Here is a 17,034-nt window from a genome sequence, read left to right as displayed (position 1 = left end):
TACCTTTGTGCTAGCCAACGAGTGAGCTTCATACTCGCCCGGTGAGCCGAGACACCACGTACTAACCGGTCCATAACCATGCTAGCCGACAGTCGATTATACAGTATATTGTTCAACAAATGCCCCCGTTGTCATCAGGGCGATTTTTTCGTAACCAAAAGTGCATTCAGTCGTCATTTTGATCAGATGCATGATCGCTGCCCGCATTGCGGGGAAAACTTCTCACCCGAACCCGGTTTCTATTGGGCCTCTATGTTTGTCAGTTATGCGCTGTTTACCATCTGGACACTACTTACGTTCTTTATCGTAGTCAGTTGGCTCAACGTCGATCTTGATTACTATTTGCTGGGATTGATTCCGTCGATAATTATACTTACCCCTTACTTTTTTCGGGTAGCGCGCCGAACCTGGCTTACGCTGTTCGTGGCACCAAGGCCGGTTCACAAACAAGTATCACAGGAGTAAACAGGAAGATACGGACTAGTACCGAATCGGTGGCTGGTGACCTGGTTGCCGTTCACAACGCATAATAGTCCTTCCACATAACAAGTAGTGAGACTCTTTGCAAAAGCCCTTAGCTTACAAAGCGAAAGGTCTTTTATTGAGGGTCTCACTACTTGTTTGTAGTAAAAGAAAGCTAATTTAGTGACAAAATTAGCGATTGACCGGATTAGTGCATCGCCGGAAAAATAGTAGTCGTTTCTGTAGGACGCACTTGCATCATATACGTACTGTTATACCTTTTAGTCGCTTTTGCATCTATTCAACTAAAATTTATTGGCACTTTGTCTATTAGTATGATGATTTAGTTTTTATTTGTTTATTTAAAGTTGAATATGGTAAATTATCTAATTGGTGTTGGTATACTATGCCAATTGCTATTAATGGTCAATTACGGTCAACGTGCTGCTGAGAAGGAGTCAACGATGCGCGACCGAATCGAATACATTGCCATTGCTCTGGTTTATGGCGCAATGGGTACCATATTGGTGATTGGCATGATCAAATATTCTCTTTTTCAGGGGCAGAAATAAATCAAACCGTTCAGGTAAGAACGACTACAGTCTACAGCCAAAAGGCGGATCGAGTGATCCGCCTTTTGGCTGTAGACTGTAGGCATTACCAAGCGTTACTGCGCGACGGAGGTCGAATAGAGCTGGTTGAACAGTAACTTGAAAGTACCCTGCGCCTGAGCGCGGAACGTAATTTCGGGGCCGAATGCGTATAACTTGCCCGAGCCCACGGGAGCCATGAAGGCGGCAACGCCATCCTGCAGATACGACTGTCCCCACGCCCAGCCGCTGCGCAGTGGCTTGCTGGTTGAGAACCAGGCCAGCGGTTTGACAATGCCTTTGGCAACCGCATCGGGAGCCAGCCTAAAGACGGGACTGGCGTCGAAATAAACATCCGTCTGCGTGGGCATACCCCAGGTGGCCTGTTGGGTCGAGTCCAGACTCACGCGCAGAATACTGCCGGGAATGTAGTATTTCTCGGCGGGTAGCGGCCGCTCCTGACCCGTATTGGTCATTTCGACCAGGGCATTTTTAACGGGTAACCCCAGGTGATAGGCCAGATTGGTACTGCTGCCGATGGTGACGACATTACCACCCGCTTCGAGGAATTTTTTCAGCTGCGGAATCGACTTGTCGGCGGTGATTTTGCCGACCCAGGGGCGATATTCTGCGGGGAGCTCTTCAGCTTTAGGCTCCCGGCCAAACCCTTCGCCTTCGCCCCGGTTGCCACCACCCGCGTTTCCTATGCCCGGAATAGCCCGCGTCACAAACACAATGACATCGTATTTTTTCTTGAGATCGCCCGCGTCAATATCCTGCGCGTAGATAACGCTCATCGGGAAATGATACTGTTCCATCAGCCAGCGAACCCAGCCCGATGGCATCGATCCGCCGTAGGTATCCCATAACGCAATGCGCATCGGCGCAACTTTGACCAACGCACCCGCTGGCCGTTTGGCTACACCTAGCACCGTAAGTCCGAGCGCGTTGGCCGATTTGTCCAGTGCGGATTTGGCTTTGGCCGATGCCGGAATAAAGAACGAGCCTGCCTCCACCGCGTTTTTACCCGATACACCCGACGGTAACCGGAAAACCTCAACGCCTGATTTGAGCAGATCATTGACGGCGATAAACGCATTGTTCGCTTTGGCGTTCAGCACGTAACCACCAGCCGCCGACGCGTCCATGTGTCCCTTCGGATGCTGGAGTTCACCATACGGCAGTTTTTTAAACGGGCCCTCAAACGCGTCCTGAATGCGGTCGAATTGAACGTTCATCTGGTAGGCCAGCGTCCAGCCAGCGGCATCATAAGGCCGGATCGGCGGGCCACCCGGATACGGAAAGTCATTCGGGTGATCTTGTGGTTCGAACATGTCGATGAGGTGCGGCCGGAACGCCTGATCGGTCTTGACGACGTATGAACCGGCGGGATACTTCTTACCGGCTACCGTGAAATCGGCCGTTGCTTCCTGAACGAGAATCCCCGTTTTGATCAGCGCATTGACGAATTTAACCGCTGTCGCCATGTCGGTCTGGGTCGACGGGATGATGAACCCGCGTGGGTCGCGCAACTGTGGATCTTTCAACACAGCGTCGTAATATTTGACCGGAATGCCACCCCCGCGCGTGTTGCCGCTGGCCGATTCGCCACTTGCGGAACGACCAGCCGAATCGGGTTTCGCTTTTTTCAGATCGGCCTGATACGCCTGATTGATGGCTTCGATCCGTTTGGGCGAAAAGGTCCAGTAATCACTGCTGCCCCGCTCAATGGAGTTCTTCCCCATCCGGTAGATGTTGTACAGGATTTCGTCGCGGTGTCGGGCTGCATAGTCGAGGGTCGCGTAGTTGAGCGAAATCGAGTAATCGATCGACTGCTTGAAATGCCACGTTTGCGGGGTTACCGGGAACGGTGTATTCCCGTTCGGGATCAGACGCTGTGGCACGAGCGGAACGGTTTCGGGCGTTGGATTGCCAATGATTTCGGTGAGCAAACCGATCATGTTATGGAAGTGCGTCGTCGTACGGAGTCCCCCGTTATACCAGGTCGAAAATACGGACCCGCCCAACCGCGTGAAGCCGGGTTTGTTCTCGGCATTGAGCCGGTTGATCATCGCAGCACCGAGCGCATCGATACCTGTGATCATCAGCGGATCGAACACGTAGTTGAACGGATCGCGGTAGGGTGGACCAGCCAGCACCGAACCCGCCGGACCGCGCTGGTGGTGGTTGTACATGATCTGCGGAATCCACTCGACGAACAGCTGACGACCGATGTTCTGTGATTCCTTCATGTTCATGATGAAGAAATCGCGGTTGTTGTCGTGGCCTACGTATTTCTGATACAGCCGGGGCAAATTGTCGAGCGACCGTTTTTCGGGCTTCGGCTCGCGCATGTACCAATTACTCACGATTTCCTGCCCATCGGGGTTGGCATGGGTTAGCAGGATCACCACATTGTCCAGAATCCGCATCGTTTCGGGGTCTTTACGGCTCACCAGTTGCCAGGCTGTTTCGATGAGCTGGTGCGTACCAACGGTTTCGGTCGCGTGCAGCCCACCATCGATCCAGACGATGGCTTTACCTTCGGCTGACATCGCGCGGGCCTGCTCTTCCGTCAGTCCTTCGGCGCGGGCCATCTTCTGGGATATTTCCTTGTAGCGGTCGAGCTTCTTGATGTTTTCCGGCGAGGAAACGATCATCATAAATTGATGACGCCCTTCTTCGGTTAGCCCGATATCGACCAGTTTGGTGCGGTCGGACGCGGCCAGTTTCTTAAAATAAGCTTCGGTCTGGGTAAACGTGGCCAGCTGATAATCGTCGCCGATGCTGAAGCCAAAGTGCTCTTTAGGTGATGGAAGTGTCTGCGACCAGCCGGTTGTCTGCATGAGCAGCAGCAGGACGGTGGCGAATCGGAAAAATTGGGCCATAACAACGTGAACAAGTTTAAGAGGATTACGAATGGCGATAGCCGTATTTGACGGGGAGAACGGACGTGGAATTCTTGGGCATTATTTCCTCGTATTACTTCTCGTTAAAGTCCAATAAGTGCAAATCAGGCCAGTATCGCCTATAAACTTAAAGAAGAAAGTGGCAGAATACGCTACCGGGTGCGCATTGATTTGCCAAAAAAAATACCGGCACAAAAACGGCTAAATCAATTTGTGACCTAATTAAGTAACGAGTTTGATTAAATCCATAAACCCAACTAGTATAGGGGGATATAGGCAAGTATGGCAGTTGAATATTTGGCAAGAACTCCGCCGTTCATCATAATTGTTTGGTAATTAATTGTCCTGCTAACCAATTTTGGCCATCTTCGCGTTGCCCAAATCAATATGACTGATTTAGGCGGGCAAAAAGCAAATTATTTATATTCATCATCACATGAAGAGAAGAGATTTCATTCACCTGTCTGGTGTGGGAATGGGAGCCTTACTAACCGCTGGCATTCCGGGGTCCGGGGTTCCGGTTTTTGGTAATTCAGTGCCGCCCGAGTACCTGCTTGAGCCCGGCGTGGATGTGGCGACAAAAAAACGCTTTGCGGATATTGCACTGAATGCGGCCAAAAGCAAAGGAGCCACCTACACCGATGTTCGGATCGGGCGGTATCTGCAACAGTACACGTTTACCCGTGAGATGAAGGTTCAGAACATTGTCAGTGCTGAATCGTTCGGAGTGGGTGTCCGCGTTATTGCCAATGGCACCTGGGGTTTTGCTGCCACCAGCGACGTTACGCCTGATGCCATTGCCCGCTGCGCCGAAACCGCCGTTGCCATTGCCAAAGCAAACGCCAAGATCCAGGCCGAACCGGTCGTGCTGGCCCCGCAAAAGGGGGTTGGCGAAGTGAGCTGGAAAACGCCGATCAAGAAAAATGGGTTCGAAGTCCCGGTAAAGGAGAAAATCGACCTGCTCATGAAGGTGAATGGCGAGGCCATGAAAAATGGAGCGGCCTTCGTTACATCAAATCTCTTCCTGGTCAATGAACAGAAGTACTTTGCCTCGACCGATGGCTCTTACATCGATCAGGACGTACACCGCATCTGGCCAACGTTTACCGTTACGGCGCTGAACAAGGCTGCGGGCGAATTTAAAACCCGCGATGCGCTCAGCTCACCGATGGGCATGGGCTACGAATACCTCGACGGGCTGGCGTCCGAAAAAATTGCCGCGCCCAATGGACTGGTCGGCTACCGGAACTCCTACGACATGGTGGAAGATGCGATTCTGGCGGCTAAACAGGCCAAGGAAAAACTGACGGCCAAAACGGTTCAGCCGGGTAAATACGATCTGGTCCTTGATCCAAACCACCTGGGCCTGACGATCCACGAATCGGTGGGTCACCCGCTTGAACTCGACCGCGTGCTGGGTTACGAAGCCAACTACGCCGGAACGAGCTTTGCCACGCTCGACAAGTGGAAAACCAAGACGTTCAATTACGGTAGTAAGCTGGTCAACATCGTTGCCGATAAAAAGCAGGTCGGTTCGCTGGGTGCTGTCGGCTACGACGACGAGGGTGTCCCCTGCAAAGAGTGGAATCTGATCAAAGATGGTATTCTGGTAAACTACCAGGCTATTCGCGACCAAGCGGCTATTCTAGGCGAAAAAGAATCGAACGGCTGCTGCTACGCCGACAACTGGAATTCGGTGCAGTTCCAGCGGATGCCGAACGTATCGCTGAAACACGGTGACGAAAAACGGTCCGTCTTCGACATGATCAAGGGCGTCGAGAAAGGCATTTACATTATTGGCCGGGGTTCGTATTCAATCGATCAGCAGCGGTATAATTTCCAGTTCGGTGGCCAGCTCTTCTACGAGATCAAGAACGGCGAAATCGTTGGGATGCTCGACGATGTGGCGTACCAGTCGAACACGCAGGAGTTCTGGAATTCGTGCGCTCAGCTTTGCGACAAAGATGACTACCGCATGTTCGGTTCATTCTTCGACGGAAAAGGACAGCCGTCGCAGGTCAGCGCCGTTTCCCACGGCAGCGCAACGACCCGCTTCAACGGCGTCAACGTGATCAATACCGGACGGAAAATATAACAGCCATTCAATAGACTTGGTGTAAGGCGGGTGGAAACCCGCGCTGGCTGGCTACGAATCGCGGGTTTCCACCCGCTTTACTGATGACCACTCGCGCTGCACCAGGTCTGATGACAATCAATCACTAAAACATGGCGATCTTAACCAAAGACGAAGCAAAAAAGATCATCGATAAAGTGCTCTCGTACTCGAAAGCCGACGAGATGAGCGCCAACCTGTCGGGCGGACGGCTGGGAAACATCCGGTACGCTCGTAGTGCGGTCTCGACCAGTGGCGAAAGCACGAACCTGTCGCTGGCGGTAACCGCTGTGTTCGGGAAACGCACCGGTACCGCGACGGTCAACGAGTTTGACGATGCGTCGCTGGAAAAAACGGTTCGGCGGGCCGAGGAAGTAGCCCGGCTGGCTCCCGAAAATCCGGAATATGTACCCATGCTGGGGCCGCAAACGTATCTGGCCGTGGAACCGTACGCGGAAAGCACCGCCAAAATGAATCCGGACTTCCGGGCGCAGGCCACCTTCGATAGTATCGATCCCTGCCGGAAAAAGAACCTGTCGGCGGCCGGTTACATGGAGGACTCGACCCGGTTTACGGCCATTGGTAATACTAAAGGTCTGTCAGCCTACAACCGGGAAACATCGGTCGAATTTTCGGTTACGGTGCGCACCGCCGATGGACTCGGCTCCGGCTATGCCACCCGTGACGTAACCGACGTGTCGAAGTTAAATACCAAAGACGCGACCGAAATCGCGATTCAGAAAGCACTGGCGTCGACTACGGCCCGTGCGCTGGAACCGGGTAAGTATACGGTCATTCTGGAACCAGCCGCGCTGTTAGCTAATGTGGATGCGTCGCTTCTGGCGGCCATGATGGGTTCGCTGGATGCTCGGAGTGCCGAAGAGGGTCGTAGTTTTCTGAGCAAAAAAGGCGGAGGTACGCGCCTGGGCGAAAAGCTGTTCGACGAGCGCGTCACCATTTACTCCGATCCAACCAACCCCGAAGTACCAGCATCACCGTTTGGTGGCGGAGGGGGCGGTGGCGGACAGGGCCGGTTCAACGGCGGTAGCGACGGTCGTCCGCAGGAGAAAGTGACCTGGATCGAGAAAGGAGTGGTCAAAAACTTGTCGTACTCGCGCTACTGGGCCGAGAAAAAAGGCGTGAAGGCCATTCCACCTCCGGCCAACTTCATCATGGAAGGTGGTACGCAATCGCTGGCCGACATGATCAAGAGTACGGAGAAAGGGATCCTGGTCACGCGTTTCTGGTACATCCGCCCCGTCGATCCGCAAACGCTGTTATATACAGGCCTGACCCGCGACGGAACGTTCTATATAGAAAACGGTCAGATAAAATTCCCCGTCAAGAATTTTCGTTTTAATGAAAGCCCGATCATCATGCTTAACAACATTGAAGCGTTGGGCAAACCCGTTCGCATGGGTGGGAATCTGGTGCCGCCGTTAAAAATCCGGGACTTCACCTTTACGAGCCTGTCGGACGCCGTCTAGTTTTCGTAAACTCGGAGAATATCTAGCTCTTCAAGGAGAAATGCTTTGTGTTCTTTGTGCCCTCTTTACAACCTCTGTGTTTAAAACAATTTTCAATGAATCGTCGAGATTTTAATCAACTGTTAGGTATGGGAGCCGCTGGCATTATGATGCCCGCCCTGCCCGCCTTTTCGCGCACGATCGCACCCGAAGCGCTGCTGGAACCTGGCCTGGATGTGGCCGTAAAAAAACGGCTGGCCGATGCCGCGCTGAATGCCGCCAAAGCGAAAGGGGCAACCTATGCCGACGTACGCATTGGCCGTTACCTGAATCAGTTCGTCCTCACGCGCGAAAACAAAGTGCAGGGAATCATCAATTCCGAATCGTTCGGGGTGGGCGTTCGGGTGATCGCCAACGGTTGCTGGGGGTTTGCGTCGGTCGGCGATGCCCGCGATGAATCCGTGGTTGCCAAAGCCGCCGAAACCGCCGTTGCCATTGCCAAAGCGAACGCCCGTCTCCTGACGGAACCCGTACAGCTAGCCCCGCAGAAGGGCTTCGGCGAAGTAAGCTGGAAAGCGCCCATCAAGAAGAATGCCTTCGAAGTACCCATCAAGGAGAAAGTCGATCTGCTGCTGTCATGCAACGCTGCGGCCATGCAGAACGGCGCTAACTTCGTGAACAACGTACTGTTCCAGGTCAACGAGCAGAAGTATTTTGCCTCGACCGATGGCACCTATGCCGACCAGGATATTCACCGGATCGGGCCGAGCTTTACCGTGACCGCCGTTGATCCGCAGAACGGTCGGTTTGCCACCCGCAATTCGCTGAGTGCGCCGATGGGGATGGGGTACGAATACCTGCAAGTCAACCCAAGCGATAAACTCTCCGGCATCACGACCCGCTACAACAAGGGCTACGACATGCTGGAAGATATTACCGCTGCCGCTAAACAGGCGAAAGAAAAACTATCGGCCAAGTCGGTTGAAGCGGGCAAATATGACCTGGTCCTTGATCCCTCGCACCTGTGGCTGACGATTCACGAATCGGTGGGTCACCCGCTTGAACTCGACCGCGTGCTGGGCTACGAAGCTAACTACGCGGGTACGTCGTTTGTGACCCTCGACAAGTGGAAAACCAAGTCATTCAACTACGGCAGTAAAGAAGTGAATCTGGTTGCCGACAAAACGCAGGTGGGTTCACTGGGCGCGGTTGGCTGGGATGATGAAGGCGTGAAAACCAAGAAATGGGATCTCGTGAAAGATGGTATTCTGGTGAACTACCAGGCCATTCGGGATCAGGTGCACATTCTGGGCGAAAAGGAATCGCAGGGATGCTGCTACGCCGACAACTGGAGTTCGGTACAGTTTCAGCGGATGGCTAACGTCTCGCTGGAAGCGGGCAAAACACCGTTGTCGGTTGCAAACATGATCAAAGATGTCAAGAAAGGCGTGTACATCATCGGTGACGGCTCGTTCTCGATCGACCAGCAACGGTACAACTTCCAGTTCGGCGGGCAATTGTTCTACGAGATCAAGAATGGTGAGATTGTCGGTATGCTCAAAGACGTATCGTATCAGGCCAATACGAAAGAGTTCTGGAACTCCTGTGCGGCTGTCTGCGACGAGAGCGATTACCGGCTGGGTGGTGCGTTCAACGACGGAAAAGGACAGCCATCGCAGTCGAGCGCAGTTTCGCACGGCAGCGCAACGGCCCGCTTCAACGGTGTCAATGTGATCAACACTGCTCGTAAAATTGGGTAACGGCGGGGCTGGCTACTCAGAAACGCACGCCTGAACGATGCGGTGGCGATCACCCCGTTGATCCCGCGCATCTGATGAATGAATCACCACTTAATTACCAAACTAAACGAATGGCCATTCTAACAAAAGACGAAGCCAAAACGATAATTGATAAGGTGTTGGGCTATTCCAAAGCCGATGAAACCAGTGTCAGCGTCAATGGCGGCAGAACGGGAAATATTCGGTATGCCCGGAATTCCGTTTCGACCAGTGGCGAAACCAATAACCTGTCGGTAGCGGTCACGGCGGTATACGGCAAACGGTCCGGTACGGCAACGATCAATGAACTGGACGATGCGTCGCTGGAAAAAACGGTTCGCCGGGCTGAAGAAATTGCCCGGTTAGCGCCCGAAAACCCGGAGTACATGACCATGCTGGGGCCGCAGAAATACCTGGACACGAACACCTACGCGGAGAGTACGGCCAAAATAGACCCCAACTTCCGGGCGCAGGCCGCTTTCGACAGCATCGACCCCTGCCGGAAGAAAAACCTGACGGCGGCTGGTTATATGGAAGATACGACCGGCTTCGTTGCTATCGGCAACAGCAAAGGCTTATTCGGCTATAACCGGGCAACCAGCGTCGATTTTTCCATTACCGTTCGTACGGCCGATGGACTGGGTTCGGGCTATGCCAATCCGGATGTCAATGACGTGAGCAAGCTCAACACGAAAGCAACCACCGAAATCGCCATGCAGAAAGCGCTGGCCTCGGCGAGTGCCCGCGCGCTGGAACCGGGTAAGTACACCGTGATTCTGGAACCCACGGCGTCGGTTGAGTTATTGCAGAACATGATGCGCAGCATGGATGGTCGGAGTGCCGACGAAGGCCGTAGCTTCCTGAGTAAAAAAGGGGGTGGCACGCGGTTGGGCGAAAAACTGTTCGATGAGCGCGTGACCATCATTACCGATCCCCTGAATGCAGACCTTCCGCTACCGGCGTTTGGCGGTGGCGGGGGTGGCCGTTTCGGTGGTGGCGGTGGCGAAGGCGTTCCCCAGGAAAAAATGACCTGGATCGAGAATGGCGTCGTCAAGAATATGTTTTTTTCGCGCTTCTGGGCCCAAAAGAAAGGCGTTGCACCCGTTCCGGCACCAGCTGGTTTCATTTTGCAGGGTGGTACGCAATCGTTGGCCGACATGATCAAGAGTACCGATAAAGGGATTCTGGTCACGCGCTTCTGGTACATCCGCGCCGTTGATCCGCAAACCCAGTTGTATACGGGCCTGACCCGCGACGGAACGTTCTATATCGAAAACGGCCAGATCAAGTTCCCCGTAAAGAATTTTCGCTTCAACGAAAGCCCGGTCATCATGCTCAATAACGTCGAAGCGTTGGGCAAACCGGTTCGGGCGGGGGGCAACCTGATTCCACCGATGAAGATTCGTGACTTTACCTTCACAAGCCTGTCGGACGCCGTATAGCAAGCAGTTTATAGCAGAATCGCTGTCTGCTGAACGGGCAGCGATCCTGCCGTAAGCAGGACTATCAACTACCAACCTAAAATTAATTCTACCTTGAACCGCCGAAACTTTAACCAGCTACTGGGCCTGGGAACTGCCGGGATCATGTTACCAAACCTTCCGGCTTTTTCCCGTACCGTTAGTGCTGAAGCCTTGCTCGAACCGGGCGTCGATGTGGCCACCAAAAAACGCCTGGCCGACGCTGCCCTCAATGCCGCTAAAAGTAAAGGAGCTACTTATACCGATGTTCGGATCGGCCGTTACCTGAATCAGTACGTGATCACCCGCGAAGACAAAGTACAGAACATCGTCAATACCGAATCGTATGGTGTGGGTGTGCGGGTCATTGCCGATGGGTGCTGGGGATTTTCCGCCGTTGTGGATGCCAAAAGCGAAGCCGATACGGCCAAAGCCGCCGAAAAAGCCGTTGCCATTGCCAAAGCGAATGCCAAATTGATGAAGCAGCCGGTTCAACTGGCTCCGCAGAAAGGGTATGGCGAAGTAAGCTGGAAGGCACCTATTCAGAAAAATGCCTTCGAAGTACCTATTAAAGAAAAGGTTGACTTATTATTGTCCGTAAACGGTGCCGCGCTGAAAAACGGCGCGAACTACGTCAACTCGGTGCTGTTCATGGTCAATGAGCAGAAGTATTTTGCTTCGACCGACGGCACCTACGCCGACCAGGATATTCACCGGATATGGCCGATTTTCAACGTCACGGCGATTGATCCTAAAACCGGAAAATTCGAAACGCGGAACGCCCTGAGTGCACCGGTCGGTATGGGTTACGAATATCTACAGGCCAATCCTGCCGACAAGGTAACGGGCGTGACAACCCGCTACAACAAAGGATACGACATGCTCGAAGACGCAACGGCAGCCGCCAAACAGGCACGGGCGAAGCATACCGCCAAGTCGGTTGAAGCGGGCAAGTATGACCTGGTTCTCGATCCGTCGCACCTGTGGCTGACGATTCACGAATCGGTGGGCCACCCCCTCGAACTCGACCGCGTGCTGGGCTACGAAGCTAACTTTGCCGGCACGAGCTTTGCCACGCTGGATAAATGGCAGAGCAAAAATTTCAACTACGGCAGCAAACAGGTCAACCTCTTTGCCGATAAAACGCAGGTGGGTTCACTGGGCGCGGTTGGCTGGGACGACGAAGGGGTGAAAACCAAGCAGTGGGATCTGGTGAAAGACGGAACGCTGGTGAACTATCAGGCCATTCGGGATCAGGTACACATCATCGGCGAGAACGAATCGCAGGGTTGCTGCTACGCCGATAGCTGGGGTTCAGTACAGTTTCAGCGGATGGCCAACGTCTCACTGGCGGCTGGTAAAACGCCCTTGTCGGTCGCGAACATGATCAAGGACGTGAAAAAAGGTATCTACATCATTGGCGATGGCTCGTTCTCGATCGATCAGCAGCGGTACAATTTTCAGTTTGGTGGCCAGCTCTTCTACGAAATCAAAGATGGGCAGATTGCGGGTATGTTGAAAGATGTGGCGTACCAGTCGAACACGCAGGAGTTCTGGAATTCGTGCGTAGCCGTTTGCGACGAGAGCGATTACCGGCTGGGCGGATCGTTTTTCGACGGGAAAGGGCAGCCGCCCCAATCGAGCGCCGTATCGCACGGGAGCTCAACTACCCGGTTCAATGGCGTCAACGTGATCAATACCGCCCGTAAAATCTAATCCCAGCTATGGCAATCATACTCACCGAAGCAGAAGCCAAGGCACTGCTTACCAAAGTTCTGAGCTACTCAAAGGCGGACGAATGCGAAGTCAATATTCTCGGCGAAGAACGCGGCAATTTACGGTACGCTCGTAATGAGGTATCAACCAGCGGCTCCACGACAAACCAGAATTTACAGGTTCAGTCTGCGTTTGGTAAAAAAGTAGGTACGGCTACCATCGACGAATTCGACGATGCGTCGCTCGAAAAAGTGGTTCGTCGGGCCGAGGAGCTGGCTCGGCTTGCCCCCGAAAATCCGGAACACGTGGGTGTGCTGGGTCCTCAGCAATACCTGAAAGCGACTGGATTTACGGACGCAACGGCCAACATCACCCCCGATACGCGGGCCGATGCCGTTGCCAAAAGTCTGCAACTGTCGCGTGATCAGAAACTGACAGCGGCTGGCTTTTTGCAGGATTCTCATGGCTATACCGCGATGATGAACTCCAAAGGGTTGTTCGCGTATTACCCCAGCACGAATGTCAACTTCTCACTTACCGTCCGCACCGACGATGGGAAAGGGTCCGGCTATGTCGCTCGTGGTTACACGGACTTTACGAAATTAGACACCGCTGCGGCTACGCGCATTGCCATCCAGAAAGCACAGGGCTCGGCCGAAGCGCGGGCGATTGAGCCGGGTAAATACACCGTTATTCTGGAACCCACAGCCGCGGCCGTCCTGCTGGAGAATATCTATTTCAATTTGGACGCCCGCAGTGCCGATGAAGGCCGGTCGTACTTCAGCAAAGTGGGGGGCAAATCGCGATTAGGCGATAAAATTGTCGACGAACGCGTAACGATCTATTCCGATCCGACGAACGCTGAATTGCCCGCATCGCCCTGGTCGGGGGACGGCCGTCCGCAGGAGAAAACGATGTGGATCGAAAAAGGCGTGGTCAAAAATCTGTCGTATTCCCGCTACTGGGCGCAGAAGACCGGCAAAAAAGCCATTCCAGGGCCTAACAACGTAATCATGCTGGGTGGCAACGCGTCGCTGGAGGAAATGATCAAGTCAACCCAGCGCGGGATTCTGGTTACGAAACTCTGGTACATCCGCGAAGTAGACCCGCAAACCATCCTCCTGACGGGCCTCACCCGCGACGGCACGTTCTACATCGAAAACGGTAAAATCAAGCACCCGGTCAAGAATTTTCGGTTCAATGAAAGCCCGATCATCATGCTTAACAACCTGGAATCGCTGGGTAAACCCGAGCGCGTCGTAAGTACGGAAACCGATCAGAATTACTTAGTGCCTCCCATGAAAATTCGCGAATTTACGTTCACGAGTTTGTCGGACGCGGTATAGAGTTTTGATTCTTCCGGATGCTTATCGTCCGCTTCCCGTACCGACTTTCTGGAAAGTTTTCGGGTAAAAATAAGGATGTTCAAGTGCCTGACCGGTGTTCATGCCGCTAGGTTCGCAACTTTGTTGGACGTGAACCGGAAATAGTTTGCTTTTTCGTTGGAGTTGAGGTGGCAAACCCGACTCCAACGAAATTTTCGTAACTTCATCAGTCGATAAACGTTGCTGAATAGACTCGAAAGCGGCCTTGTCGCCTTGTCAGAGTCTACCAAGGCCAAATTAATTAGCAGGCTGATGCGAATCGACAGCGTAAAAATACGGTAGTGTTCCTTGCCCACGTTTGACGGCAGGACCCAACTCAAAGACTTCTCTCAACAAACCACGTTTGAAACCGTTTATTTTCACCCGACTTCAATATACCTCCGGCGACTGGGATACTGACCAGCGAATGCCGTCCAACCTACTGCATTCATTGGTAGAGTACACGACTATTCCGGTTGATCAGAAGGAAAAAGTGGTGCAACTGAGCACACCTGATCTGTTCAAAAGTCCATTCTGTTACCTGAGTGGGCATAAGCTGGTCGAGTTTTCGGCGCAGGAGCGGGAACATTTCAAGCGGTACGTTCAGAACGGGGGCTTTGTGTTCGTCGATGATTGCAACCACGACATTGATGCGCTCTTTGCCCGATCCTTCGAGCAGGAAATGGCTCGTACGTTTGGACCGAAAGCACTCCAGAAGATCCCGAACAATCATCCGCTCTACACCTGCTTTTTCAAATTTGAAGAAGGGCCGCCGACCACCTCATTCGAGCTGAACGGCTGGGGCGATGACCTCGTGCATGATTACCTCAAAGCCATCACCATCAACGGTCGAATCGCCGTGTTATACAGTAACAAGGATTACGGCTGCGAGTGGGATTACGACTTTCGAAACAAGCGTTTTCTGGCCGAAGATAATACGAAGTTTGGCATAAACATCATAACCTACGCGCTGACAGCATGAGTGATATGGGCCTATAGTATATGATGTACAGCCCAACCCCGTAATCCGTACGTAATACAACCCGTATCGTACATAATACACCCCGCTCTACAACCTGAACCATACAATTTTGGAATCAACAGACCTAACCAAATACAAAACGCTGGTAGCGCAACTGCCCCAGCTACGAAACGAGATTGGCAAAGTGATCATCGGACAACAGGACGTTATCAATGAAGTGCTGATTGCGCTTCTGGCGGGTGGTCACTGCTTGTTGGAAGGCGTGCCGGGTCTTGCCAAAACATTGATGGTCAAGACGATGTCGGATGCCTTGGCTATGCGCTTCAAGCGGATTCAGTTCACGCCCGATCTGATGCCCGGCGATATTGTCGGTACGGAGATTCTGGAAGAAGACCACGAAACGGGTAAGAAATTCTTCCAGTTCAACAAAGGACCCCTGTTTGCCAACGTCGTACTGGCCGATGAGATCAACCGGACTCCGCCCAAAACGCAGGCGGCTATGCTCGAAGCGATGCAGGAATACAAGGTGACCTACGGCGGTAATGACTACCCGCTGCCGCGCCCATTCCTGATCATCGCTACCCAGAACCCCATCGAACAGGCGGGTACGTATCCGTTGCCCGAAGCCCAGCTCGACCGGTTTCTGCTCTACATCAAGCTAAGTTACCCAACGGAACAGGAAGAGCTTATCGTCCTGAAAAGTACGACGGGAACAAACCGCCCCGTGCTGAAAACGGTACTCTCCGACGAAGACATCCTGAATCTGCAAAGCCTGACCCGGCAAGTCCACATCAGCGACGAACTGATCGAATACATCAACCGGCTTGTTCGGGCCACGCGCCCCCAGGATACGCCATCGGCTTTCGTGAAGCAGTGGTGCGAATGGGGTGCCGGGCCACGTGCCGGTCAGGCGCTGGTGTTGTGTGCCAAAGCCCGCGCGGTGCTGAATGAGCGGTTCTCGGTCATCCCTGACGATATTCAGACCTTGGCCTATCCCGTGTTTCGCCATCGAATTGCGCTGAATTTTCGTGCCGACTCGGAAGGAATTACGACGGATAAGGTGATTACCGAACTTCTCAAAAGCGTAAAATAGACTACAGCCTCGTCGAGAGTACCGCAGATCCGTTTGCGTGTTCTTCGTACGACCTGTATGGGCATAATCCGACAACCATCGAGAGGGGCACGGCTGGTTTCTTCCCCGTGCTGTACGCTCAACGAGCCGCAAGTGCGGTTCCTCTCTGTTCATGACCAATGGCTACATTAACCGCTGATCTAATCCGATTAAATAACCTCCAACTGGCCAGCAAACTTGTCAGTGATGAGCTGATGCTGGGTATTCAGACGAGTCGACGGTCGGGTGTCGGAACGGAATTCGAACAGTATCGGCATTACGAACCCGGCGACGATCCCAAGCGCATCGACTGGAAACTGTTTGCCCGGAGTGCGCAGTACCTGGTTCGAGAATCGGCCACGGAGAGTAACCAACAAGTCCGGCTACTGCTGGATCTGTCGGGGTCGATGAACTACGCCGAAGCGGGTGTCAGCCGGTTGAATTACGCTAAAATTCTGCTGGCGTCGCTGGCGTATCTGGGCTACCGGCAAAATGACCAGTTGAGTTTATACGGCCTGCAAAACGGCGTCGTGCAACCCCTGGTCCCGGCGGGCAAGCAGGCCTTTCTGAAAATCGTAGGAACGATGGAAGCCGCTGAAGCGTCGGGCGCGTGGACAATCAACCAACCCTCGTTTCCGGAGTTTAGCCGTAAACAGGCCGAGCTGCTGATTATAGTATCGGACTTTTTGCAGGTGGGCGATGAGTGGCTCCACCTGATCCGGAGCGTGGCCGGACCGCGTCGGGAGATTGTGATTTTTCAGATCCTGGGTGATCAGGAACTTGACTTTAACCTGAGTGGCTTCTACCGATTTCAGGATTTGGAAACAGGCCGCGAGATCGAGCTTCAGGCGGATGCGGTTCGGGACACCGTTCGGCAGGCGGCTGTCGATTACCTGGCGAAACTCGATGACGCCCTGCGGATTCCGCACGTTCGGCTCATTCGTGTTCGGTTAAGCGACCCGATCGGCCAGGTGTTGACTGGATTTCTAACCGGCAAACGATTATGATAATGGATGCTGAATAGGGAGCGTTGGCCTTTATGGCTAACCTCCCGAATGCAGATCCAACGTCCTATACTCATCA

General features: G+C 53.3%; 12 protein-coding genes. 11 read left to right on the top strand and 1 reads right to left on the bottom strand.

Translation table 11 applies throughout. From position 1 onward, the window contains the following. The first annotated feature begins 78 nt into the window (after positions 1 to 78). Together GK091_RS13385 and GK091_RS13380 are read left to right on the top strand one after the other, a co-directional pair. Complete coding sequence (locus tag GK091_RS13385; protein WP_164038723.1) at positions 79 to 465, top strand: DUF983 domain-containing protein; 387 nt, start codon at positions 79 to 81, stop codon at positions 463 to 465. Between the two features lie 371 nt (positions 466 to 836). After that, positions 837 to 1,034 (top strand): hypothetical protein, encoded by a 198-nt coding sequence (locus tag GK091_RS13380; protein ID WP_164038720.1) that lies wholly within the window; start codon positions 837 to 839, stop codon positions 1,032 to 1,034. Positions 1,035 to 1,129: 95 nt separating this feature from the next. On the opposite strand, the gene GK091_RS13375 is transcribed toward GK091_RS13380, so the two are convergent. Then, positions 1,130 to 3,940, bottom strand: a complete 2,811-nt coding sequence (locus GK091_RS13375) for a M14 family metallopeptidase (protein ID WP_164038715.1) — start codon at positions 3,938 to 3,940, stop codon at positions 1,130 to 1,132. A 457-nt stretch (positions 3,941 to 4,397) separates the two neighbouring features. Here GK091_RS13375 and GK091_RS13370 point away from each other — a divergent pair, with 457 nt between their 5' ends. The 9 genes from GK091_RS13370 to GK091_RS13330 all read left to right on the top strand — a co-directional run bounded on the left by GK091_RS13370 (position 4,398) and on the right by GK091_RS13330 (position 16,958). Next, positions 4,398 to 6,056 (top strand): TldD/PmbA family protein, encoded by a 1,659-nt coding sequence (locus GK091_RS13370; protein ID WP_164038711.1) that lies wholly within the window; start codon positions 4,398 to 4,400, stop codon positions 6,054 to 6,056. A 131-nt stretch (positions 6,057 to 6,187) separates the two neighbouring features. Next, a complete protein-coding gene (locus GK091_RS13365; RefSeq protein ID WP_164038708.1) occupies positions 6,188 to 7,561 on the top strand; it encodes a TldD/PmbA family protein in 1,374 nt (457 codons plus the stop codon). 95 nt (positions 7,562 to 7,656) lie between these two features. After that, positions 7,657 to 9,300, top strand: coding sequence for a TldD/PmbA family protein (locus GK091_RS13360; protein ID WP_164038704.1), 1,644 nt, complete (start codon positions 7,657 to 7,659; stop codon positions 9,298 to 9,300). A gap of 110 nt (positions 9,301 to 9,410) precedes the next feature. Continuing rightward, positions 9,411 to 10,760 carry a TldD/PmbA family protein gene (locus GK091_RS13355; protein ID WP_164038700.1) on the top strand — a complete coding sequence of 450 codons (1,350 nt, stop codon included), beginning with the start codon at positions 9,411 to 9,413 and terminating at the stop codon, positions 10,758 to 10,760. Between the two features lie 93 nt (positions 10,761 to 10,853). Further along, the gene (locus GK091_RS13350) at positions 10,854 to 12,494 is read left to right on the top strand and encodes a TldD/PmbA family protein (RefSeq protein WP_164038696.1); all 1,641 of its coding nucleotides are present in this window, start codon (positions 10,854 to 10,856) and stop codon (positions 12,492 to 12,494) included. An 8-nt stretch (positions 12,495 to 12,502) separates the two neighbouring features. After that, positions 12,503 to 13,840: a TldD/PmbA family protein gene (locus GK091_RS13345; protein WP_164038693.1), complete on the top strand. Its 1,338-nt coding sequence runs from the start codon at positions 12,503 to 12,505 to the stop codon at positions 13,838 to 13,840. A gap of 382 nt (positions 13,841 to 14,222) precedes the next feature. Next, positions 14,223 to 14,840, top strand: coding sequence for a DUF4159 domain-containing protein (locus GK091_RS13340; RefSeq protein ID WP_164038691.1), 618 nt, complete (start codon positions 14,223 to 14,225; stop codon positions 14,838 to 14,840). 109 nt (positions 14,841 to 14,949) lie between these two features. Further along, positions 14,950 to 15,933 (top strand): AAA family ATPase, encoded by a 984-nt coding sequence (locus tag GK091_RS13335; protein ID WP_164038688.1) that lies wholly within the window; start codon positions 14,950 to 14,952, stop codon positions 15,931 to 15,933. Between the two features lie 158 nt (positions 15,934 to 16,091). Continuing rightward, a complete protein-coding gene (locus tag GK091_RS13330; protein WP_164038683.1) occupies positions 16,092 to 16,958 on the top strand; it encodes a DUF58 domain-containing protein in 867 nt (288 codons plus the stop codon). Positions 16,959 to 17,034 lie beyond the last annotated feature (76 nt).

It is taken from the genome of Spirosoma agri (assembly GCF_010747415.1).
Taxonomy (GTDB): Bacteria; Bacteroidota; Bacteroidia; order Cytophagales; family Spirosomataceae; genus Spirosoma; species Spirosoma agri.
Note: the sequence above shows the minus strand (reverse complement) of the source record. Positions and strands in the feature narration are given on the sequence as shown.

Coding starts and splice junctions, on each gene's coding strand:
- GK091_RS13385 (WP_164038723.1), top strand. CDS start 79: ATGCTAGCCGACAGTCGATTATACAGTATATTGTTCAACAAATGCCCC.
- GK091_RS13345 (WP_164038693.1), top strand. CDS start 12,503: ATGGCAATCATACTCACCGAAGCAGAAGCCAAGGCACTGCTTACCAAA.
- GK091_RS13365 (WP_164038708.1), top strand. CDS start 6,188: ATGGCGATCTTAACCAAAGACGAAGCAAAAAAGATCATCGATAAAGTG.
- GK091_RS13360 (WP_164038704.1), top strand. CDS start 7,657: ATGAATCGTCGAGATTTTAATCAACTGTTAGGTATGGGAGCCGCTGGC.
- GK091_RS13355 (WP_164038700.1), top strand. CDS start 9,411: ATGGCCATTCTAACAAAAGACGAAGCCAAAACGATAATTGATAAGGTG.
- GK091_RS13330 (WP_164038683.1), top strand. CDS start 16,092: ATGGCTACATTAACCGCTGATCTAATCCGATTAAATAACCTCCAACTG.
- GK091_RS13380 (WP_164038720.1), top strand. CDS start 837: ATGGTAAATTATCTAATTGGTGTTGGTATACTATGCCAATTGCTATTA.
- GK091_RS13370 (WP_164038711.1), top strand. CDS start 4,398: ATGAAGAGAAGAGATTTCATTCACCTGTCTGGTGTGGGAATGGGAGCC.
- GK091_RS13375 (WP_164038715.1), bottom strand. CDS start 3,940: ATGGCCCAATTTTTCCGATTCGCCACCGTCCTGCTGCTGCTCATGCAG.